Below are 21028 nucleotides of genomic sequence, written 5' to 3'. Positions count from 1 at the left end.
CCTGCGGGACGAGAACGGACGAGAAACCACGATGCACACTCACACATCCACCCGCAGGGGCAGGATATTCACACGCACCGCGGCCGGGATCGCGGCCCTGGCACTGCTCGGATTCGGGCTCACCGGTCCCGCACAAGCGGTGACCGCGCCGTATTCGGTGCCAGGGGAGACCTCGACTGCGGATCCCGGAAATGATGCGCCGGATACGGACGGTCCCCTCGACATCGATGATGCGGTCTTCGACTGGTCGGTCAACGACGAATCCACGGGCGGGTCCTACTTCGGCGGGTGCAACTACCTGGCCGCCGGTGAAGCCGGGGACACGGGTATGGCTCGGATCTGGACGGACAAGGACGCGGGCACACTGTTCAAGACGAACAAAGCCGGCAACTTCACCGACGGAAACGTCTCCATCGTCAAGGAGAACGGGAAGTACTCGACATTCCAAACACGGTGCGAAACCGGCGGAGGCGAGCTGGTCAACGGCAAGGTCAACGCCGAAGCCGAGAACAACCACACCGGCGACACGGTGAGAATCACCAATGGTGAGGGAACAGTCGACCCGAAGAACAACAACGCCTCGATCCAATGGAAGGGCTCCTGGACCTTCGCCTACTACGGCGGCATGACCTACTGGACCATCTCCGACCCGAAGCTCGAGGTCAAGGACGGCAAGGGCACGATCACGGGAACCTATTCGGGCTTTGGCGCCGATATGGACGACCTGAGCATCTGGAAGAAACTCGATGCTCGCGACGGCGATATCGTCGAAATCCAGCAGGGCGAAGTCGACGTCACCGACGACGGCTTCGAATTCACCCCCGACTACCTCGGTGTGTCGACTGACACCGACGGCCGCAATCTGCAGTCCGAGAAGACCGCGGAGAACGAATCCTGGTGGGGCGCGATGCCGCAGGACTGGATCGACTTCAACGTCGAGACCGGTCAGGACTCGTACTGGTACACCACCGCCGGAGCGAGCACCTCCATCCAACCGCGCAAGAAGACGAACGACCTCGAGGTCAGCTACTCCCAGCCGGTCGAAGAACCCGATGACGGAGACCACACAGAGAACCCCGATGACAATCCGAGACAGCCCGTTGACCCGGGCGATGACGGCACGGCTACTCTGTACTGGTCACTGAATAAGGAGGCCAACGGTGGAGCCTTCTTCGGCGGCTGCAACTTCCTCTCCGCCGGCAAGGCCAAGGACTCCGGAAGTGCCCGCGTCTGGCCCTCCGGAGGTGGCGGTTTCTACAAGTCGAAGTCCGGGAACGTGACGATTGAGAAGCCGACGGGCTCGACGTTCAAGGAGGCCTCCTGGGACTCTCGGTGCCAGGACTCCAAGGGCGAAGCCGTGTCGACTACCCGCAAGGACTCATGGACGCAGTCGCGGGTGGCGATCAAGGACGGCGAAGTCAGCGAATCCGATGACGGTGTGACCGTGCAGTGGAAGGGCAGCTTCACCGTCGCCTTCTACGGCGGCATGACCTACTGGTCGGCGACCGACCCGAAGCTCGAAGTCGACGCCGATGGCAAGGGCCGGCTCGTCGCCAGCCTCAGCGGTTACGGAGCCGACATGTTCGACGCCTCGAAGTGGATCACGCTCAAGCCCGAGTCGATCACGATGGCGAACTTCAAGAACATCGACATCGACGCACTCCTCGACGACGGTCACATCACGGCCACCCCTGACTACCTCGGCGTGAAGTACGACAACAAGGGCAAGTCGGGGTCCTCGGGCAGCGCAGTCGGCGGTTCGGACGAGAACGCCTCGGCGCAGGCGAAGAAGTCCGGAGAGAACTCCGACCACTGGGGCGCCTTCCCGCAGGACTTCGTCGATTTCCAGCACAAGACCGGCCAGTACTCGTACTGGTTCACCTCCGACGGCGTCCGCGATCCCTACAAGCCGGCCGAACCGATGACCATCTCGCTCGGAGACTACTCACCGGGTGCCGGGGACTACAACGCGGCAGCAGGCAACGGCGCACCCGGACAGAACGCCCCGGGCGCCGGCGGTCAGCCGGGAGCCGGTGGAGGCGGAGGCGGTTCTGCCGGTGGTGCAGGCAAGGGCTCCAGTGACAAGAAGTCGGGCAAGGGCAGCGACTTCGACGATGAGACGATCTTCGCCGAGGAGGCCGAAGAGGTCCGGGCCGCGTCCGAGGTGCCTGTGCGCGCCTGGATCGTCATGGGCACCGGTCTGGCGGTCGCGGTCGTGGCCGGGTTCGGCATCCGGTCGGGAATCCGCCGCCACATCGGCCTCGATCCCTCCGACCTCGTCTGAGGGTGCGTAACCGGTCGAGCAGGGCTCGGTTCGCGGTGGATCTCACCGTGAACCGGGCCCAGTCCCGTATGCCTCGGAGGGTAGGCTGGAGCATATGACACGTGTGCAATTGGCAGATACCGATCTCTCCGTCCATCCACTTCAGCTGGGCGGCAATCCCTTCGGCTGGGGAGCGGACCGAGATCAGAGCTTCGCTGTCCTCGATGCCTACGCTGCAGCCGGCGGAAACTTCATCGACACCGCCGATGCGTACTCGGCCTGGGTCGACGGCAACTCCGGCGGAGAGTCGGAGACGATCATCGGCGAATGGATGAAGTCGCGCGGCAACCGCGATGAGATGGTCATCGCGACGAAGGTCGGCATGCACCCGAAGCACAAGGGCCTCGATCCGGCGAACATCCGCGACTGCGTCGACGATTCGCTGCGTCGCCTGGGCACCGATCACATCGATGTCTACTACGCCCATGTCGATGACGACGAGGTCGACCAGGTCGCCGTCGCCGAGACCTTCGACGCTCTCGTCCGCTCCGGCAAGGTCAGCTACCTCGGCGCCTCGAATTTCAGTCTCGACCGGCTGCGGTCGGCGAGGAAGATCTCCACGAAGTTCTCCCTGGCCTGCTACCGCGTCGTCCAGGACCGGTTCAACCTCGTCTCCCGCGCTGCCGTCGACGAACAGAAGCAGGCATACCTGCGCTCCGAAGGGATCGCCGAACTGCCCTTCCACTCGTTGGCTTCCGGGTTCCTCACCGGCAAGCACACCGGTGGAGACGCCACAGGCAGCGTCCGCGGCGAACGAGTCGCAGGATTCGTTGAGGACCAGAATGCACTCGGCGCCCTCGAGGTCCTCCACGATGTCGCCTCGACCCACAACGCGACGATGACGGCCACTGCCATCGCCTGGCAGCTCAGCCACGATTTCATTCCTTCGACCATCGCCTCGGCGCGGGTGCCCGAACAGCTCACCGAGCTGCTGGCCGGCACGCAGATGCAGCTGAGTGATGAGGAGAAGGCCGCCCTCGACGGAGCCTGGGTGGAAGCATGACCGCGACCAGTCCGCGCCTGGTCACCTGGGAGAACGGAACCGACCTCGTCATCGAGCTGCCGGTGGCCCGCGATGTCGGGACCGTCTGGGACACCCTGACCGACAGCGAGACCGCAGGCACATGGTTCGCGCCGTTCCGCCTCGGCGAAGAATCGTCAGATGCGGGGGACGATCCCGACGTGCCTGCGTCCCGTCCGATCACCTTCGAACTCGAGGACGCCGATTTGGACGGAGCGGTGCTCAGCTGCGAGGAATACGACCATGTGCTGCTCGAACTCGAGGCCTTCGGTGTGCTGGGTATCCGGCTGCTGCCGGTCGAAGGTGATTCGGGTGACGAGACCTTGCTCGTGTTCACTCACACCGCCGCCGACGTCGAATCTGCTCGAACCCAGGCAGCCGAATTCGGACCTATGTGGGACACCCACCTGCGTCTGTTCGTGCGGGTCCTCGGCCTCGACGCCGCAGAGGCGACCGAACCCGAACTCGTCGCTGCCTATTCCGATCTCGCGCTCGAGGTTGCGGACTCCGGGGACGGCACGGACTCGGCCAGTGCTGATTCGGCTGGTGCTGAGGGCGAATCGTGAGCGACCCCCTCGTCCTCGGCATCGAATCCTCCTGTGATGAGACCGGGGTCGGCATCGTCCGCGGACGCACGCTGCTGACGAACACGGTGTCCTCATCGATGGACGAGCACGTCCGCTTCGGTGGAGTCGTGCCCGAGGTCGCTTCCCGGGCGCATGTGCAGGCCATCGGCCCGGCCATCGCCTCGGCGTGTGAGATCGCCGAGGTGGAGCTGTCCGAAATCGACGCCGTAGCCGTGACGGCCGGGCCGGGATTGTCCGGTGCGCTCATGGTCGGTGTGGGCGCGGCCAAGGGGCTCGCAGCGGCACTGAACAGACCGCTCTACGGAGTCAACCACCTCGCCGCACACGTCGCCGTCGACCTCGTCGCCGAGGATATCGACGGGCTGACCACGCCGACGATCGCGCTCCTCGTCTCCGGAGGACACACGGAGATCCTGCGCATCGGAGATGTCGTCACCGATATCGAACTCCTCGGCTCCACGATCGACGATGCCGCAGGTGAGGCCTTCGACAAGACCGCGCGTCTGCTGGGGCTCAACTACCCGGGCGGCCCGAACATCTCGAAGGCGGCCCTCGGCCTTCTCGACGGCACCGGAATCCCCGGCGATCGGAAAGCCGTGACGTTCCCGCGCGGACTGGCGAAGAAGCAGGACCTTCGTGATCCGGAGCGTCGGTATAACTTCTCGTTCTCCGGGCTGAAGACCGCGGCCCTGCGCGAGGTGACGAAGGCAGAGACGCTCGGTACCGATCTGCGCGTGGCCGATATCGCGGCCGGTTTCGAAGACGCGGTCGTCGACGTGCTCGTGACCAAGACCCTGCTGGCCGCGGCCGACACCGGCATCGATCACGTCGTCCTCGGCGGGGGAGTGGCCGCGAACACTCACCTGCGTGAGGTGCTCGCTGAACGCTGCGCCGAGGCTGGGGTGACCCTGCGGGTGCCGCCCTTGACACTGTGCACCGACAATGGAGCCATGGTCGCGGCCCTCGGTGCTGAGCTCGTCGCTCGCGGAATCGGGCCGAGCGATCTGTCCTTCGCCGCAGTCTCCTCATTGGATGTCGATCATGTCCTCGTCTGAGAACGACCCGAACAGCGCCGCCGAAAGAAACGCCCAGGCGGCGAAGTCCACGCGCCTGCCCGACGGTCGGCCGCCTCGGCGATCCGGGGACGGGTGGACCTACGGATCGGACGGGAAGAAGCATTGGGGGCTCAACGGGGCCGCCGGGCTCATGCTCGTCGATCCCGAGCGCGGGGTGCTCATGCAGCATCGGGCGCTGTGGTCGGTCGAGGGCGGGACCTGGGGATTCCCCGGCGGTGCCCGGGACATAGGGGAGTCCGCGGTGGAGGCCGCGATCCGCGAGTCCTGGGAGGAAGCCGGAGTGCCGGACCAGGACGGCACCGGCATCGAGATCGTCGAGACGCACGTCCTCGACCTCGACACCTGGTCGTATACGACGGTGATCGCGAAGACCCTGCGGCGCTTCGACGCAGTCATCAACGACCCCGAGAGCATCCAACTGACGTGGGTACCCCTTGACGAGCTCGACGATTACGAGCTGCACCCGGGAGTCGCCGCCGCACTGCCGACGCTGCTGGAGCTGCTGCGCCCCCACCTGTGAGCGCGTGAGTGTGATGAAGGTTGGGCAGGGCCCCGCCGAATAGTGGTCAACAACGGAGACCTTGGGCGCTCCGAAGTGTCTCCTCGGTGGATTGTCTGGTCGATCCACCGCGACCCAAGCCCTCAGAACGCCGGGGATCGACCAGGAAATCGAGGGAGGAGGCAGTCTGGCGCCGCGCAGCCCTTCAACTGTAGGAGTTGCGCAGGTCGCCGATGAGCGAACGGGTCACCTCGGTCAGCGACCCCGTGGCGCCGAAGACCTTCTGCAGGCGGCGATAGGGCACCCCGCGCTCGATGATCGATGTGATTGAGTGCAGCTCTTCGGCACAGCCGAGGCGTTCGGCAACGGGAGAGAGGCGTTCGACCTCATCGGCCAGGCACTCGGTGACGAGGCGTTCGTCGGCTGCAGCATTCTCGATGATGATCGCGTCCATGCCGTAGCGTGCGGCCCGCCACTTGTTCTCATTGTGGAACCAGTCGGGCATCGTCGGCAGGGTCTCACCGGAATCGAGGCGGGCCGACATGTCATCGACGAGGCACTGGATGAACGCGGTGATCGCGAGGATCTCCTCGAGCGTCGGCAGTCCGTCGCAGACTCGGACCTCGACGGTGCCCCAGTGTGGGGCGGGGCGGATGTCCCAGCGGATCTCATTGATGTTGTCGATGATTCCGGTCGTGAGCATGTCGTCGACGTACTTCTCGTAGTCGGCCCACTCATCGAACTGGAAAGGCAGCCCCGCCGTCGGCAGCTGTTGGAACATCATCGCTCGGTTCGAAGCGTACCCGGTGTCCGTGCCGCCCCAGAACGGGGAGGAGGCGGACAGTGCCTGCAGATGCGGGACGTAGGCGAGCAGAGCGTTGACGATCGGCAGCACCTTGTCTCGCGAATCGATGCCGACGTGGACGTGGACTCCGAAGATGAGCATGTTCCGGCCCCACCATTGGGTGCGATCGACGAGCTCGAGGTACCGGTCCTTGGCCCGGACCTCCTGCGACTGCCACTGCGCGAACGGGTGAGTGCCTGCCGACATCAGCTCGACCCCGCGCGCCTCGGTCAGCTTCCGCAGCGCCCCGATCGAGGCGGCCAGATCCTCGGCGACGGTCGACACCTGGGTATGCACGCCGGTGACGAGTTCGATGGTGTTCGTCAGCATCTCACCGACGATGTGCTTCTCGAACTCGGGCGCGTGCTCGGCCACATCCGCCAACAGGGTCTCGGCAGCCGGGGTCAGGTCCAGGCTGCGAGAATCCAGCAGAGCCAGTTCCCACTCGACACCGAGGGTGGAGCGGGGAGAGCGTGCAAAATCGACCATGGGTCGATCATAATGGCGCGTACCCGTTTCGCCTGATTCGGCACTGTGTTTCGGCCCGTGTCCTCACCCGCAGGCCTCGGACGACATCGATGCGGCAGCGGGGCCCGGCAGCCATCGATCCCGCGCAGTCCTCACGCGGGCTGTCGCACACCGTCCTCGATCCGCCGTCCCGAATCGGTGTCGAAGAGATGCAGACGCGCGGCATCCGGCACGACCCGCACACTGTCACCGCGGCGGATCGTCGACCGTCCGGCGACCCGAGCCACGACCGTCCTCTCCTCGCCGGGCAGACCCGCCCGCCCATGCACATAGGCATCGGCACCGAGTTCCTCGACGAGATCGACCGTGACTGTGAGCCCGTGCTCGCCCTCGGTGCGCAGGTCCTCGGGACGTACCCCAACGGTGACCGTCTCACCCGTGACCTGCCCGCGCTGGTCCGCGGTGAGTTCGATCTGCACATCGCCGAGGCGCAGCGTCGACCCCTCGAGACCGACCTCGACGAGGTTCATCGCCGGAGATCCCATGAAGCCTGCGACGAAGAGGTTCGCCGGCCGGTCGTAGAGGTTCGCCGGTGTGTCCACCTGCTGCAGACGCCCGTCGGCGAGGACGGCGACACGGTCGCCCATCGTCATCGCCTCGACCTGGTCGTGGGTGACATAGACGGTGGTCACGCCGAGGCGGCGGGTCAGTGACGCGATCTGCGCACGCGTCTGCACCCGCAGCTTCGCGTCGAGGTTCGACAGCGGCTCGTCCATGAGGAAGACCTGCGGGGACCGGACGATGGCGCGGCCCATCGCCACGCGCTGCCGCTGTCCGCCGGAGAGCGCCTTGGGCCTGCGGTCGAGGAAGGGCTCGAGGTCGAGCAGCCGGGCGGCCTCCTCGACGCGTTCGTCCCGCTCCTTCTTCGCCACGCCCGCGATCTTGAGGGCGAAGGCCATGTTCTCGCGCACGCTCATATGCGGATAGAGCGCATAGTTCTGGAAGACCATCGCGATATCGCGTTCGCGTGGAGAGAGTGAGGTGACGTCGTCGTCTCCGATGCGGATGTGCCCGGAATCGACGGGTTCGAGCCCGGCGAGCATGCGCAGGGTCGTCGACTTCCCGCAGCCCGAGGGGCCGACGAGGACGAGGAACTCCCCGTCGTCGATGTCGAGACTGATCTCGTCGACGGAGGGTGCCAGCGCCTCGGGGTACCGACGCAGTGCTTTGTCGAAGGTGACAGTGGCCATGGTGTTCTCAACCTTTCGCGGATGCGTCCGCATCCGATGATCGACGGTGATCGTGCAGTGAGTTGTCGTGCGTATAGGACCGGTACTGCTGCCGCACCCCAGACGGTCTCGGGTGCAGGGTGGCGACGAGTTCGACCGCCCATTCGGGCAGCGACCCGGTCAGCGTCCATGCCGCCTGCCGGGCGGCGCCGATGGCCACATACTCGGCTTGTTCGGGGACGTCGATGGGTACGGTGAAGATGTCCCGGGCGACCTCGCGGACCGCCGGATTCCTGGCCGCCCCGCCGATGATGAGCAGACGGCGGGCCGTCAGGCCCTGTGCGAGGACCGCGTCGAGTCCGTCCGCGAGTCCGCAGAGCATGCCCTCGACGAAGGCCCTGGCGACGTTCTCCGCCGAGGCGTTGGCCAGGGTCATCCCCTCGAGCCGGGCGGTGGCATCGGGCAGGTTCGGGGTGCGCTCGCCCTCGAAATAGGGCACGAGCGTGATCCCGTTCGCCCCCGGCCTCGAAGCCAGTGCCAGAGCAGCGACCTCGTCATGGCTGATGCGCAGCAGAGTGCTTGCCGAGACGAGGACCCTTGCGGCGTTGAGGGTCGCGACCAGCGGCAGGCGACCGCCGTCCGCGGAGGCGAAACCGGCGACCGTGCCGCTGCGATCGGCGATGGGCAGGTCCGTGGTGCCGAAGACGGTGCCCGAGGTGCCGATCGAGACGACGACATCGCCCGAGGTGACCCCGAGTCCCAGCGCCGCCGCCGCATTGTCCCCGGCCCCGGGTCCGACGAGGACCCCCTCGTCCGTGCGCCCGGCCGCCTCGTTGGGAGCGAGGACACGAGGAAGGATGATCGCCGAGGCAGCTTCCGGTTCCGTACCGTCGGTCGCCGCCTGGTCGAGGTCCGGCGTGGTGTTGTCGAGCGTGATAGCGCCGACCGCCTCGCGGGGGTCGGCACCGAAAGCGGCGCGGGCATCGCGGCCGAACGCGATGCGGAAGAGGTCGAGATCGTACTCGCCCGATGAGGGGTCGAAGTAGGCCGTGCCGCTGGCATCCGAGGCGTCGGTGATGAGGGCCTCGAGCTTGGGGCCGTGGATCGAGGAATCGGCGGCTCCGTAACCGAGGATCCGCCAGGTCAGCCAGTCGTGGGGGAGGGCGACGGCGGCAACCTCGGCGGCGTTGGCGGGTTCGTCGTCGCGCAGCCAGCGCAGCTTCGCGCCGGTGAAGGAGGCCACGGGCAGGACACCGGTGCGGGCGATGAAGTCCTCAGCGCCGACTTCGGCGATGAGGTCCCGGGCGGCGGCGTCGCTGCGCAGGTCATTCCACAGCAGGGCGTCGCGGATCACGCGGCCCTCGGCATCGAGGGCGACGAGCCCGTGCTGCTGGCCGCTGATGCTCAAGGCTGCGACGTCATCGAGTCCGCCGGCAGACTCGATCGCCTCCTGCAGGGCGGTCCACCAATACTGCGGGTCCACCTCGGTGCGGGGCCGCACCGGTGCGCAGGATGTCGCCGGAGTCAGGGTCGGCGATGACGACCTTGCAGCTCTGCGTCGAGGAATCGATGCCGGCGACGAAGCGGCGGGCAGCGGTCATGACTCCTCCTCGTGGGGTGCAGCCTCGATGTGAGCCGCCTCGGCGAGAGCAACGTCGTCACGATCAGGCTCGTCACGAGCCGCCTCGGCGAGCACGGCATCGGCGAGGTCACGGTCGATGACGGCGACGTCGACGATGCCCGCCGCACACGCGGCTCGCACTGCGCGGGCTCGCTCAGCGCCGCGGGCGACCCCGACGGTCGTCGTGGCCTGGCGCAGCTGGTCGAGGGTGACGGCGATGACGCGGTCATCGATCGTGGTCACGTCTTCACCGGCGGCATCGAACAGACGTCCGGACACCTCGGCGACGGCGCCGTCATCGATGCCTGACCGTCGCTGGACGGGGGTGCACTTCTCCCACACCGAGGACAGCCCCTCGGCCCACGAAGCCACGGAGACCACGGCGAGGTCGAGGTCGTCGGCGGCGGCGAGCGTGCCCGAGATCTCGGGCAGGGCTCGCAGGTCGGCGGCGGTTTCGGCCTCGGTGACGAGCAGCGGGGCCGGCAGACGGACCATGCTCACGGCCGGATCCTGACCCAGTCGGGTGAAGATTTCGGAGCTGGGACGGTGGGATTCGAGCCGCAGGGCACCGGCGAGCTGCACGATCGTGCACCTCGGCAGCGCCGGAGTGAAGGCGGCCGCGGAGTCGAGGGTGCGTGACCAGGACAGGCCGATGCGCATCCCCGCCCGGGCCTTGCGGCCGACGAGCGCGAGGGCCGCTCGGCCCATCTGCTGGGAGGCCTCGGCCTGGTCCGGGATGTCGACGATGACGACCGAGTGCAGGCCGAGGGCGGCGGCAGTGCGCTCTGACAGATCCGTGTCCTCACCCGCATCGGCCTCGATCGTGATCGTGACGACCCCGGTGTCGACGGCCTCTTGGAGGAGGCGGGCGACCTGGAATCGACTCAGTCCGTTGGCCTTGCCGATCTCGACCTTCGATCGTCCTTCGAGGTAGTGATCGCGGGCCAGCTGCGCGAGGAACCGGCGGTGGCGGGCGGTGGGCGCGGTGCTCATCGTCCTCCCTTCGGCGTCGACGGCATTGTGTTCGCTCATATGTGAAGTTTTGCACATCTGTGTGTTCCGTGACACAGTATTGCACATATGAGCGCCGATGCTCATATGAATTTCTCGAAGCGAACCCGATGGCGGGCGGCAATCCCGCGATGATGAGGGAAGGCACAACGATGAAACACAGGATCACCGGCCGAGGCGCCACCTGGGCGGCCATCGGCATGGTCGGAGCGCTCGCACTGACAGGGTGCGGTGGGGCCGGAGGCAGCTCCAGCGGCGGGGGAGGCGATGAGGTCAACGTCCTCATGGTCAACAACCCGCAGATGCAGGACCTGCAGAAGCTCACGGCTGACCACTTCACCAAGGACACCGGCATCAAGGTCAACTACACCGTGCTGCCGGAGAACGAGGTGCGGGCGAAGATCGGACAGGAGTTCGCCGCCCAAGCCGGCAACTACGATGTCGCGTCGATTTCGAACTACGAAGTCCCGACGTATGCGAACAACAAGTGGCTGACCCCCATGGACGAAGGCGTCGCCGATGCCGAGGGCTTCGACCAGGACGACATCCTCACCCCCATGGCCGAGTCGCTGACCGTCGATGACACGGTCTACGCGGAACCCTTCTACGGTGAGGGCTCGTTCCTCATGTACCGCACGGACATCTTCGACAAGGCCGGAGTCGAGATGCCGGAGAACCCGACTTGGGATGAGGTCGCCGATCTCGCCGCGAAGGTCGACGGTGCCGAGAAGGGCACGAAGGGCATCTGCCTGCGCGGTCTGCCCGGCTGGGGCGAGATGTTCGCTCCGCTGACGACAGTGGTCAACACCTTCGGCGGCACCTGGTACGACGAGGACTGGAATGCACAGGTCGACTCGAAGGAGTTCAAGGCGGCCACGAACTTCTACGTCGACCTCATCAAGGACCACGGAGAATCCGGTGCCCCGCAGGCTGGGTACACCGAATGCCTGACGAACCTGCAGCAGGGCAAGGTCGCCATGTGGTACGACTCGACGGCCGCCACCGGCACCCTCGAGGCGGATGACTCCCCGGTCAAGGGCAAGATCGGCTATGTCGCCGCCCCGGTGAAGGAGACGGACTCAAGTTCGTGGCTCTACACCTGGGCCTGGGGCATCCAGGCCGCGGGCAAGAACCAGGACGCCGCGAAGCAGTTCGTCGCCTGGGCCTCGTCGAAGGACTACGAGGAGACCGTCGCCTCCGAACTCGGCTGGCAGCACGTCCCGGCCGGAAAACGGACCTCGACCTATGAGAACGCGGACTACCAGAAGGCCGCCGCGCCGTTCTACAAGCAGACCGAGGAGGCCATCAACTCCGCCGATCCGAAGAATCCCGGTGTGCAGCCGCGCCCGACGCTGGGAGTGCAGTTCGTGACGATTCCCGAGTTCGCCGACTTGGCGACGGGCATCTCTGAAGACATCAGCTCTGCGATCGCCGGACGCACCACAGTCGACAAGGCTCTGCAGAAGGGACAGAAGGAAGCAGAGAAGGTCGGAGACAAGTACAAGAAGTGACCGTGCGGCCACAGCGTTGACTGCGTAGCCTCGGGGCGGATGATCGTCCCCGCCCCGAGGCGCAGGCCCCGCCTCGGGCGGCGACCGCCCGCGCGACCCCGCACCGGGACGCACCCGACTCAGCTCCGAGGCCGCACCCGCTCCAGCCCCTACCACCGCCCCACGAAGCGAAGGATGTTCGACGTGTCTGCACCCGCCGCCGAGCGTGCATCGAGATCGATCACGCCGCCGAAGACCCCAGCCAAGGACCGATGGCTCAAACGTGCGCCCATGCTCCCGGCGCTGATCTTCGTCATCATCGTCACCCAGATCCCGTTCGCGATCACGATCATCATCTCGTTCATGAACTGGAACGCGGCCTACCCCGATGACATCGCCTTCGGCACGCTCCAGAACTACGTCACCGTGTTCACCGACGCGAACCTGCTGCGCGCTGTGTTCGTCACCGTCGGGCTCACGGTCGGGGTGGTGCTCGCCTCGGCGCTGTTGGGACTGGGCATTGCGCTGCTCCTCGATCGGAAGTTCATCGGCCGGGGATTCGTCCGCACCCTGATGATCACCCCGTTCCTCGTCGTGCCCGTGGCCGCAGCACTCCTGTTCAAGCACGCGATCTTCAACCCTTCGTACGGTCTGCTCAACGGCTTGCTGACCGTGGTCTTCGGTGAGAACGCCCCGCAGCCGGACCTCATGTCCTCCTCGCCGCTGCTAGGCATCGGGCTCGTGCTCGTGTGGCAGTGGACGCCGTTCATGATGCTCATCATGCTCGCCGGACTCCAGTCACGGCCGATGGACGTCTACGAGGCGGCGCTGGTCGACGGTGCCGGACCCTGGCAGACCTTCCGCTTCATCACCCTGCCGCACCTGCGCCGCTACATCGAACTCGCCGCGCTGCTCGGCACGATCTACATCGTCCAGAACTTCGACATGGTCTTCACCATGACCTCCGGCGGGCTCGGCACCGCGACTCTGCCCTACGTCATCTACCAGGAGTTCTTCGTCGCCCAGGACTACGGAGTCTCCTCAGCCGTCGGCGTCATCGTCGTCATCGCCTCGCTCATCATCGCGACCTTCGCCCTGCGCACCGCGTCCACCCTGCTCAAGGAGGAGAACGCATGAGCACCCCCGAACTTTCCACGACCGTGGGCACACACCCCGAACCCGGGGTGACGCCCACCCCGACCGAACCCGGCGGACCCGGATCGGTCGAGCCGCCTCGGCGGAAGGCGAACACACCGAGGCGGCCCGGCCAAGGTCGGACCGGGAAGATCCTGCTCGGTCTGCTGGCCTGGCTGGTCGGGCTGCTGTTCGTCTCGCCGCTTTTGTGGATGCTGCTGACCAGCCTCCACGCCGAGACCGACGCGTCGACGAACCCGCCGAGCTTCTTCGCCCCGCTCACACTCGACTCGTATGTGAACTTCTTCGGCGGCGGCAACGGGGCGAACCCGTGGCCGTTCCTCATCAACTCCGCCGTGGCCGCGATCGTGTCGACCCTCATCGTCCTCGTCCTGTCGACGATGGCCGCATACTCCCTGGCCATCCGCCGCATCGAACGCTGGTCCGATGTGCTCTTCTTCCTCCTCTCGACGAAGATGCTGCCGATGGTCGCCGGCCTCCTGCCCGTCTACCTCGTCGCGAAATCAACCGGCATCCTCGACACCTGGCTTTTGCTCATCATCATCTACTCGGCGATGAACATGCCGATTGCGGTGTGGATGATGCGGTCCTTCCTCGCCGAAGTGCCCGTCGAGGTCCTCGAAGCCGCCGAACTCGACGGGGCGAGGCTGCCGCGGGTGTTCGTCCAGATCCTGCTGCCGCTGACCGCACCGGGCCTTGCCGCCACCGCGCTCATCTGCTTCATCTTCTCCTGGAACGAGCTCCTCTTCGCCACTGTGCTCACCTCCACCGCAGCCTCGACCGCGCCGGTGTTCCTCACCAGCTTCGTCACCTCGCAGGGTCTGTTCCTGTCCCAGGTGTGCGCGGCCTCGCTCATCATCTCCGTGCCGGTGCTCGTCGCCGGAATCGCCGCCCAGGACAAACTCGTCCAGGGCCTGTCCATGGGAGCCGTCAAATGACCGCACCGACCACTGCCGGCAACTCCGATCCTCGCCGAGGCGGCCCCACCTCGGTCCTGTCCCCGCAGAATCTCGCCCTGTCCGCACAGAACCTCGCCGAGGTGGCCGACCGCGGGATCACCGTGCCCAACTATGATCGGTCGTCAGTGAGGCCGGGCATCGTCCACTTCGGCGTCGGCGGATTCCACCGAGCACATATGGCGATGGTCCTCGATGACCTCATGGAGGCGGGATTGGCCGCCGATTGGGGGATCGTCGGCGCGGGAGTTCTGCCTCACGATGGTGCGATGCGTGATGCGTTGGCCGATCAGGACCACCTCTATACGCTCACTCTCAAGCACCCGGACGGGGCCAAGGAGCGGCGGGTCATCGGGTCGATCATCGACTACCGGTTCGGCCCCGACGATCCTGCCGGCCTCCTCGATCTGCTCGTCGATCCGGCGATCCGCATCGTCTCGCTCACCGTCACGGAGGGCGGCTACAACGTCAACCCCGTCACCGGTGAGTTCATCACCGATGAACCCGCGATCGCAGCGGACGCCGAAGCGCTGCGCGCGGGTAGCCTGCCGGCGACCGTCTTCGGGTATGTCGTCGCCGCACTGCGGAAGCGTCGTGAAGCCGGGATTCCGGCGTTCACGGTGCAGTCATGTGACAACATCTCGGAGAACGGTGAAGTCGCAGCGAAGATGTTCACCGCCTTCGCCCACCTCGTCGATGGTGAACTCGCAGACTGGATCGAAGCGAACGTCGCCTTCCCGAATTCGATGGTCGACCGCATCACCCCGGCCACCACCGATGAGGACCGAGCCGATCTGCTCGCTGACACCGGCGTCGTCGACGCCTGGCCGGTTGTGGCCGAACCCTTCTTCCAATGGGTACTCGAGGATGCCTTCACCGATGGTCGACCGCCCTATGAGCAGGCTCGGGTGCAGGTCGTCGACGATGTGCAGCCCTATGAGCACATGAAGCTGCGGCTGCTCAACTCGGGACACCAGGGGCTCGCGTACTTCGGGCTGCTCGCCGGATACACCTATGCCCATGAGGCGATGGAGAATCCGGACATCGCGACCTACCTGCGCCGGTACATGGACGATGAGGGCTCCCCGAGCCTCGCGCCCCTGCCCGGCATCGACCTCGAGGAGTACAAGGACACGCTCATCGAGCGGTTCAGCAACCCGGAGATCCGGGACACCTTGGCCCGCTTGGGTGCGGAATCCTCCGACCGCATCCCCAAATGGCTGCTGCCGGTCGTCAAGGACAACCTCGCCTCCGGCCATCCCGTCGAGGTGGCCGCGGCGATCTGCGCCTCCTGGGCCCGCTACGCCGAAAGCCACGACGAGACCGGCGGTCGGTTCACCATCGTCGACCGGTATGCCGCGGAACTCCAGGCTGTCGCGGGGGCACACGACGCCGACCCGCTGGCCTTCGTCCGGCAGGAACTGTTCTTCGGGAATCTTGCCGAGGACCCGCGCTTCACCGAACCGTACCTCACGGCACTGACATCGCTGCACGAACGCGGGGCGAAGGAGACCGTGCGGCGCCTGGCAGCCCGCGAAGCACTGTAAATCGAGCGCCTGAGAGGGTCGACACCGTCCAGTTGCGGGCCGTCCTCGTGACGAGTCTGACGGGCGCCGAGTCAGGTTCAGCGTCTAGCATGGATATATGTTGCGTTCTCGCCTGAGCATTCTGGCCCTGACCACGACTCTCGTACTCGTCGGCTGTTCCGGCGGAGCGTCGACGCCCGAGGCCGATCCGAATGACACGCGATCATCATCGGGATCAGCAGCTGAGTCCGATCCCCAAACCGGAGCCCAGGCCGAACCGACCCTGGCCGACCCCGCTGACGCAGATCCGGCCGATTTCGAGGACGAGGCCGCGGACATCGTCGCAGGCTTCTCCGATGAAGAGCTCGCCGGCTCCCTCATCATCGGCACTTGGGAAGGCACGGACACGCAGACCCCGGTGGACATGGTCAAGCAGAACCACCTCGGCGGGGTGATCGTCATGGGCTACAACCTGTCGGAGAATCCGACGAGTGACGAGGTCACGGACCTGACGAAGGCGCTCAAGGGGGCGCGCACCAAGGGTCAGCCGGTGTCGATCGGCGTCGACCAGGAAGGCGGGCCGGTGTCCCGGCTGAGCTCCGCGGCGCTGCCGTTCCCGCCGCTCATGGGTCTGGCGGCCACCGATGATTCGAAGCTCATCACCGAAGCGACGACCGTGCAGGGGCGGAACCTCACCGACCTCGGCTTCACCATCGACTTCGCTCCTGACTCCGATGTCACCGTGGGGCCGAAGGACAAGACGATCAACGTCCGCTCGGCCGGCACCGATCACAACGACGCCGCCGAGGTCGTCGCCGACGCCGTCGAGGGATACCGGTCCGGCGGGGTCGCGAGCTCGGCGAAGCATTTCCCGGGACATGGCCGCCTCGGCGTGGATTCGCATGAGAGCCTGCCGGTGTCGGAGAAGACGATCGAGGAGATGGAGGACACAGATCTCCTGCCGTTCAAATCCGCGGTCAAGGCTGGAGTGCCGATGGTGATGATGGGCCATATCGGTCTGCCCGATGCGAAGACGACACCCACGACGCTCAACGAGAAGGCGTATTCGGCGCTGCGGGACACACTCGACTTCGACGGCGTCATCACTACGGATGCGCTGAACATGAAGGCCGTGCCGCAGAACCTGGGGGGCGGAGAGACTGTGAAGGCGCTCGCCGCCGGCGCGGACCTCGCGCTCATGCCACCGGACTCGGGGGCCGCGCAGAAGGCGATCGTCAAGGCGATGGGTGATGGGACGCTGAAGAAGAAGGACCTTGAGGAGAAGGCCGAGCGGGTCGTCGCCGCGCAGCTGGCCACCGCCGAAGCGCAGAAGAGTGTGAAGGCCGAAGGGTCCGACACCGGTGACCCGAAGAAGACCCTCACCGAGGTGGCCGAGAAGTCATTGACGGCGCTCAAGGGTGAATGCTCCTTCACCGGCACCGATTCGATCTCGATCGTCGGCGGCAGCGACAAGGAGAAGGCGGAGCTGACGAAGGCGGCCGAGGACGTCGGGCTCACCGTCGGCTCGGGTGGAACCTCGGTGAGTCTGAGTCCTTCGAGCTCCGCCGAGGTGGCTGTCGGCACCGCGGCCCCGTGGACGATGCGCAGCACCTCGGCAGAGTCCGCAGTGACTGCCTACGATTCGAACCCGTACGCACTGAAGGCTGTCGCGAAGTGGCTCAAGGGCGACCTCAAAGCCTCGGGCGAACTGCCTGCGGAGTACGAGGGCAGCGACAAAGCCCCCGACTGCGGGTGAGCCAGCGCTGAACGGTCGAGTGCCTCAGTGCACGAACGCTTGAACTCCCGAACGTTTCAGTGCCTGAGCTCCGTCACATCGGCAGCTGGCAGGCCATCGCCGGATTTGTTGGTCGATCCGCGGTGTTCTGAGCGCTCAGACCGCAGTGGATCGACCAGTAAATCCCGCCTCCACCGACACGAAGAACCCCTCGCCGGCGATAGTGCCGACGAGGGGTTCTTGGTGAGACGGATCAGAGCACGCGGATGTACTGGGCACCCTGTGCGGTCATCCAATCGACGCTGCGGTAGCTGGTATTCACACGTGTGTTCCCTGCGTCGTACATCATGCCGTCGCCCGCGTAGATGCCGACATGGCCCGGTGACCAGATGATGTCGCCGGCCTTCGCTTCGGAGGCCGAGACGATCTGCCCGGCGCCCTTCTGCGCCGACGACGTGCGGGGAAGATTCACGCCGACCTTCCCGTAGACGTACGCGGTGTAACCGGAGCAGTCCCACCCGCCGGGCGAGGTGCCGCCCAGCACATATGGGGTGCCGACGTACTGCTTCGCGATGGCAAGGACCTGCTCGGCCTTTGACCCGTCAGGGACCTTGACGTCCCCGGAACCCGAGTTCGCGCCTTCGTCCTTGCTCTTGTCCTCGGCTGAATCGGCGGGTTCCTCATCGCCGGTGCCTGCGGAGTCGGATGATTTCGCCGAGTCGTCCGAGTCCTTCGACTCGTCGGCGGCGGCCGTCTCCTGCTTGGGCTCAGGCTCAGGCTCAGGTTTCGGCTTCGGTTTCGGTTTGGGCTTAGGAGCAGCCTCGGCCGTGACGACGTCCGTATCAACGGTGACCGCGGAATCCTGGTCGTCCTTCTCCGATTCGCCGCCGGCGTCGATGGTCGGCGTCTGGTTCTTGAACTCGACCGGCGCCTGTTTCTCGGTCTCGGCGGAGACCGAAGCTTCGTCGTCGGTTCCCTGCCCGGCAGCGGGCATGACCGCTGCGGTGAGCAGTCCGCCGCTGGCGGCGACGACTGCGGCCCGCCGGCCGAATGCGCCGGAATTCGCAGCGAGCAGTTCGCTCAGCTCCGTCAGCGGTGTCTTAGCCTTGGCGTTGGCGGCGCGGCGGCCGTGCTGCTTAGATGCCACGATGTCCTCTCATTGCCTGTCTGTAACGATATCCACAACTGTAACGAATTCGTGATCTTCTGTCACGTTTTTGTTACAAAAGGATTTTTCGACAGGCTGGGATGCATAATCCCTGGTCAGAGGGTCAAAAACAGTGGGAATGGCAGCGAAGAGGCGGCGAAACCGTCTGATTCGGTTTGTGATTCAGCGCGCACTCTCCAGCTTGAATAACGTTTCGTGACATTCGCCCGGCGTGATCCGGTGGCTGCGCTCGGGCTTCAGGCGCCGGTTTCGACCGGGCGGTCGGGATCGGACGACCAACCGGACCAGCTTGCGGGGTAGAGGGCCGCCTCGACGCTGAGCGTCGCCAGCGCCAGAGCATTGTGGCAGGCAGTGACCCCCGAACCGCAGTAGACGCCGACCGGTCCGTCGAGGGCACCCAACTCTGCGAAGCGTTCGCGCAGAAGAGCCTCGGGCAGGAACGTCCCCGCAGGGACGTTGTCGGTGGCCGGGGCACTCTTCGCCCCGGGTATATGACCGGCCCGCGGATCGAGCGGTTCGGTCTCTCCGCGGAAGCGCTCACCGGCGCGGGCATCGAGCAGTACTCCGTCGAAGCCGGCCGCCGCCTCGGCGTCGATGACGGGCAGTCGGCCCGGGCGGATCACCACGGAGCTGGGTGCGACCTCGGGGGAGTCGCCGGTCTCGAGCGTCCCACCGGCGTCCCGGAAAGCGGCGAGGCCGCCGTCGAGGACTCGCGCGCTCAACCCGGCCCAGCGTAGCAGCCACCAGGCCCGGGCCGCGCCGAGAGAGGAATTGTCGTCATAGACCACGACCTCGGTGCCTTCGTCGATGCCCCATGAGCGCACCGTCTCCTGGAAGGCCTCGGGGCTCGGCAGCGGATGCCGACCGGCCGTCGCGTCGGTGCTGCCGTGGTCGGCGAGCTCGGTGTCCAGGTCGACGTAGACGGCTCCGGGGATGTGCCCGGCGGCGAAGTCCTCGCGACCATCGGGCTTCGGCAGGGTCCAGCGGACGTCGAACAGCCTCGGCGCGGGGGAGGTGGCCATTCGAGTGAGCAGCTCATCGGCGCTGATGAGGACGTCGTTGCGGTTCAATTCGATCTCCTTTTTGTGCGTGGTCACACCGGTTGGGTGAGCAGCACGACGTGGCGTTCGCCGAGGCGGGTGAAGACGAGCGTGGCTTTGTCGCCCTTGGGCAGCTTGAGCTGGCGTCGGACCTGGTCGGGCACGATGTCTGCACCGCGCTTCTTGATCACGACCGAACCGATTCCACGGGAGACGAGCTCTTTGCGCAGACTCGGGACCTTCGCGGGCAGGACGTCGATGACCTCGTAGGCTGTGACTCCTGCAGAGGCCGGGCCACTCGGTTCGACGTCGGTGGTCAGATATGCGATCTTCGGGTGCAGTCGGCGTGCCTGCAGGGGTGAGCACAGAGCAGCGACGAGGCCGGCGCGCACGATCGCCCCATCGGGTTCGAGCAGATGCTTCCCGAGTTCCCCGATGTCCGCCTCGTCCTCGTCGGGCAGGTCGTCTTCGTGGACGAGGAGGGTCCGTTCGCCCATGACGAGAGCGCCACGTCCCGGTCGCTGCCGGGCCGCACCGAAGTACAGGCAGACTTCGACGACCTCGCCGTTGTGGGAGACCCACTGGGCTTCGGCCTCTTCGGGCACGAGATCGTGGTCGAGGGCCGGGCCGAGCTTCACTCCGGCCGCCTTCGCCGCGCCCGCCTTCTCGATCACCCACGACAGAGAGGGGGAGAAGGCATCGGGGTCGGTGATGCGGGCGGTCGATCCGCGTTTGTCGGCCTTGCCGATCGTGCGGCGGGCCGGGTCGAACCAGAGGGCGTCGAATTCGTCGAGGTCGACGTCCTCGGCGCGCGTGTTCTCGACGGAGGCGTCGGGCAGATGGCGGAGGTTGAAGGCGGCGATGGCGGCCGTGACTTCGTCGGCGTCGACGGCCGACACGTGTGCCCCCATTCCGGCGAACGCGACCGAATCCGCGCCGATCCCGCATCCGAGATCGGCGATGCGGAACGTGGTGTCCTCCGGCAGGTCACCGATGAGGCGGCGGGCATGGTGGGCGGCGACCGGCAGGCGCGTGGCCTGAGCGAGTCCGTCGCGAGTGAAGAGCATGTCGTCGGCGAAGGGCCCGAGTTTCGCGGCTGCCTCCGTGCGCAGCTGGGCCTGTGTGAGCAGGGCCGCCGTCACCTCGGCGGAGAATCCCTCTTTCCGCAGCGCCTTCGACCGGGCGAGGTCATCGCCTGCTAAGTCATCGATGCGGTCGAGCCGGTCGAGAACGGCCACGTCGAGCAGTTCGGTGAGAGTCTGCGGATCCATGGCTTCAC

Annotated in this window: 16 protein-coding genes and 1 pseudogene; 10 read left to right on the top strand and 7 right to left on the bottom strand. The window is 66.2% G+C overall.

Annotation, left to right across the window (positions count from 1 at the left end):
* Positions 1 to 31: 31 nt before the first annotated feature.
* The 5 genes from EB835_RS14190 to EB835_RS14170 all read left to right on the top strand — a co-directional run bounded on the left by EB835_RS14190 (position 32) and on the right by EB835_RS14170 (position 5527).
* A complete protein-coding gene (locus tag EB835_RS14190; RefSeq protein ID WP_168216746.1) occupies positions 32 to 2284 on the top strand; it encodes an HtaA domain-containing protein in 2253 nt (750 codons plus the stop codon).
* A gap of 94 nt (positions 2285 to 2378) precedes the next feature.
* Complete coding sequence (locus tag EB835_RS14185) at positions 2379 to 3326, top strand: aldo/keto reductase (RefSeq protein ID WP_168216745.1); 948 nt, start codon at positions 2379 to 2381, stop codon at positions 3324 to 3326.
* Entirely contained in the window at positions 3323 to 3910 is a 588-nt protein-coding gene (locus EB835_RS14180) for an SRPBCC family protein (protein WP_135810105.1), read from the top strand. The genes EB835_RS14185 and EB835_RS14180 overlap by 4 nt, the downstream gene beginning before the upstream one ends.
* A complete protein-coding gene (tsaD, locus tag EB835_RS14175) occupies positions 3907 to 4986 on the top strand; it encodes a tRNA (adenosine(37)-N6)-threonylcarbamoyltransferase complex transferase subunit TsaD (protein ID WP_135810104.1) in 1080 nt (359 codons plus the stop codon). Before EB835_RS14180 ends, tsaD begins: the two co-directional genes overlap by 4 nt.
* Complete coding sequence (locus EB835_RS14170; RefSeq protein ID WP_168216744.1) at positions 4973 to 5527, top strand: NUDIX domain-containing protein; 555 nt, start codon at positions 4973 to 4975, stop codon at positions 5525 to 5527. The genes tsaD and EB835_RS14170 overlap by 14 nt, the downstream gene beginning before the upstream one ends.
* A gap of 184 nt (positions 5528 to 5711) precedes the next feature.
* Here EB835_RS14170 and EB835_RS14165 read toward each other — a convergent pair whose 3' ends face one another.
* The 4 genes and pseudogenes from EB835_RS14165 to EB835_RS14150 all read right to left on the bottom strand — a co-directional run bounded on the left by EB835_RS14165 (position 5712) and on the right by EB835_RS14150 (position 10700).
* Positions 5712 to 6839 (bottom strand): glutamate--cysteine ligase, encoded by a 1128-nt coding sequence (locus EB835_RS14165; protein WP_135810102.1) that lies wholly within the window; start codon positions 6837 to 6839, stop codon positions 5712 to 5714.
* Positions 6840 to 6970: 131 nt separating this feature from the next.
* On the bottom strand, positions 6971 to 8068 hold the full coding sequence (ugpC, locus tag EB835_RS14160) for an ABC transporter ATP-binding protein (RefSeq protein ID WP_135810101.1): 1098 nt from the start codon (positions 8066 to 8068) through the stop codon (positions 6971 to 6973).
* Positions 8069 to 8075: 7 nt separating this feature from the next.
* Positions 8076 to 9648, bottom strand: a pseudogene (locus EB835_RS14155) (FGGY family carbohydrate kinase).
* Positions 9645 to 10700, bottom strand: coding sequence for a sugar-binding domain-containing protein (locus tag EB835_RS14150; protein WP_168216743.1), 1056 nt, complete (start codon positions 10698 to 10700; stop codon positions 9645 to 9647). Before EB835_RS14150 ends, EB835_RS14155 begins: the two are co-directional and overlap by 4 nt.
* A gap of 131 nt (positions 10701 to 10831) precedes the next feature.
* Between EB835_RS14150 and EB835_RS14145 the strand changes: the two genes are divergently transcribed.
* The 5 genes from EB835_RS14145 (at position 10832) to EB835_RS14125 (ending at position 17562) form a co-directional block, all read left to right on the top strand.
* Positions 10832 to 12190 carry an ABC transporter substrate-binding protein gene (locus EB835_RS14145; RefSeq protein WP_135810099.1) on the top strand — a complete coding sequence of 453 codons (1359 nt, stop codon included), beginning with the start codon at positions 10832 to 10834 and terminating at the stop codon, positions 12188 to 12190.
* 219 nt (positions 12191 to 12409) lie between these two features.
* Entirely contained in the window at positions 12410 to 13306 is an 897-nt protein-coding gene (locus EB835_RS14140; protein WP_240688758.1) for a carbohydrate ABC transporter permease, read from the top strand.
* Positions 13303 to 14262, top strand: a complete 960-nt coding sequence (locus tag EB835_RS14135) for a carbohydrate ABC transporter permease (RefSeq protein WP_240688755.1) — start codon at positions 13303 to 13305, stop codon at positions 14260 to 14262. The genes EB835_RS14140 and EB835_RS14135 overlap by 4 nt, the downstream gene beginning before the upstream one ends.
* Positions 14259 to 15827: a mannitol dehydrogenase family protein gene (locus EB835_RS14130; RefSeq protein ID WP_135810098.1), complete on the top strand. Its 1569-nt coding sequence runs from the start codon at positions 14259 to 14261 to the stop codon at positions 15825 to 15827. The genes EB835_RS14135 and EB835_RS14130 overlap by 4 nt, the downstream gene beginning before the upstream one ends.
* A 97-nt stretch (positions 15828 to 15924) precedes the next feature.
* Complete coding sequence (locus tag EB835_RS14125; protein ID WP_240688754.1) at positions 15925 to 17562, top strand: glycoside hydrolase family 3 N-terminal domain-containing protein; 1638 nt, start codon at positions 15925 to 15927, stop codon at positions 17560 to 17562.
* A gap of 232 nt (positions 17563 to 17794) precedes the next feature.
* Here the strand turns inward: EB835_RS14125 and EB835_RS14120 are convergent, their stop codons facing one another.
* The 3 genes from EB835_RS14120 to EB835_RS14110 all read right to left on the bottom strand — a co-directional run bounded on the left by EB835_RS14120 (position 17795) and on the right by EB835_RS14110 (position 21020).
* Entirely contained in the window at positions 17795 to 18688 is an 894-nt protein-coding gene (locus EB835_RS14120; protein ID WP_135810097.1) for a C40 family peptidase, read from the bottom strand.
* Between the two features lie 257 nt (positions 18689 to 18945).
* Complete coding sequence (locus EB835_RS14115; protein WP_135810096.1) at positions 18946 to 19779, bottom strand: sulfurtransferase; 834 nt, start codon at positions 19777 to 19779, stop codon at positions 18946 to 18948.
* Between the two features lie 23 nt (positions 19780 to 19802).
* On the bottom strand, positions 19803 to 21020 hold the full coding sequence (locus tag EB835_RS14110; RefSeq protein ID WP_135810095.1) for a class I SAM-dependent methyltransferase: 1218 nt from the start codon (positions 21018 to 21020) through the stop codon (positions 19803 to 19805).
* Between the last annotated feature and the right edge of the window lie 8 nt (positions 21021 to 21028).

Origin of the sequence: Brevibacterium sp. S22 (assembly GCF_004745485.1) — a bacterium.
Classification (GTDB): Bacteria; Actinomycetota; Actinomycetes; order Actinomycetales; family Brevibacteriaceae; genus Brevibacterium.
Note: the sequence above shows the minus strand (reverse complement) of the source record. Positions and strands in the feature narration are given on the sequence as shown.

Bases quoted from the DNA above. Each gene is read 5' to 3' on its own strand.
- EB835_RS14190 (WP_168216746.1), top strand. From the start codon at position 32: ATGCACACTCACACATCCACCCGCAGGGGCAGGATATTCACACGCACC.
- EB835_RS14185 (WP_168216745.1), top strand. From the start codon at position 2,379: ATGACACGTGTGCAATTGGCAGATACCGATCTCTCCGTCCATCCACTT.
- EB835_RS14180 (WP_135810105.1), top strand. From the start codon at position 3,323: ATGACCGCGACCAGTCCGCGCCTGGTCACCTGGGAGAACGGAACCGAC.
- EB835_RS14170 (WP_168216744.1), top strand. From the start codon at position 4,973: ATGTCCTCGTCTGAGAACGACCCGAACAGCGCCGCCGAAAGAAACGCC.
- EB835_RS14165 (WP_135810102.1), bottom strand. From the start codon at position 6,839: ATGGTCGATTTTGCACGCTCTCCCCGCTCCACCCTCGGTGTCGAGTGG.
- ugpC (WP_135810101.1), bottom strand. From the start codon at position 8,068: ATGGCCACTGTCACCTTCGACAAAGCACTGCGTCGGTACCCCGAGGCG.
- EB835_RS14150 (WP_168216743.1), bottom strand. From the start codon at position 10,700: ATGAGCGAACACAATGCCGTCGACGCCGAAGGGAGGACGATGAGCACC.
- EB835_RS14145 (WP_135810099.1), top strand. From the start codon at position 10,832: ATGAAACACAGGATCACCGGCCGAGGCGCCACCTGGGCGGCCATCGGC.
- EB835_RS14135 (WP_240688755.1), top strand. From the start codon at position 13,303: ATGAGCACCCCCGAACTTTCCACGACCGTGGGCACACACCCCGAACCC.
- EB835_RS14130 (WP_135810098.1), top strand. From the start codon at position 14,259: ATGACCGCACCGACCACTGCCGGCAACTCCGATCCTCGCCGAGGCGGC.
- EB835_RS14125 (WP_240688754.1), top strand. From the start codon at position 15,925: ATGTTGCGTTCTCGCCTGAGCATTCTGGCCCTGACCACGACTCTCGTA.
- EB835_RS14110 (WP_135810095.1), bottom strand. From the start codon at position 21,020: ATGGATCCGCAGACTCTCACCGAACTGCTCGACGTGGCCGTTCTCGAC.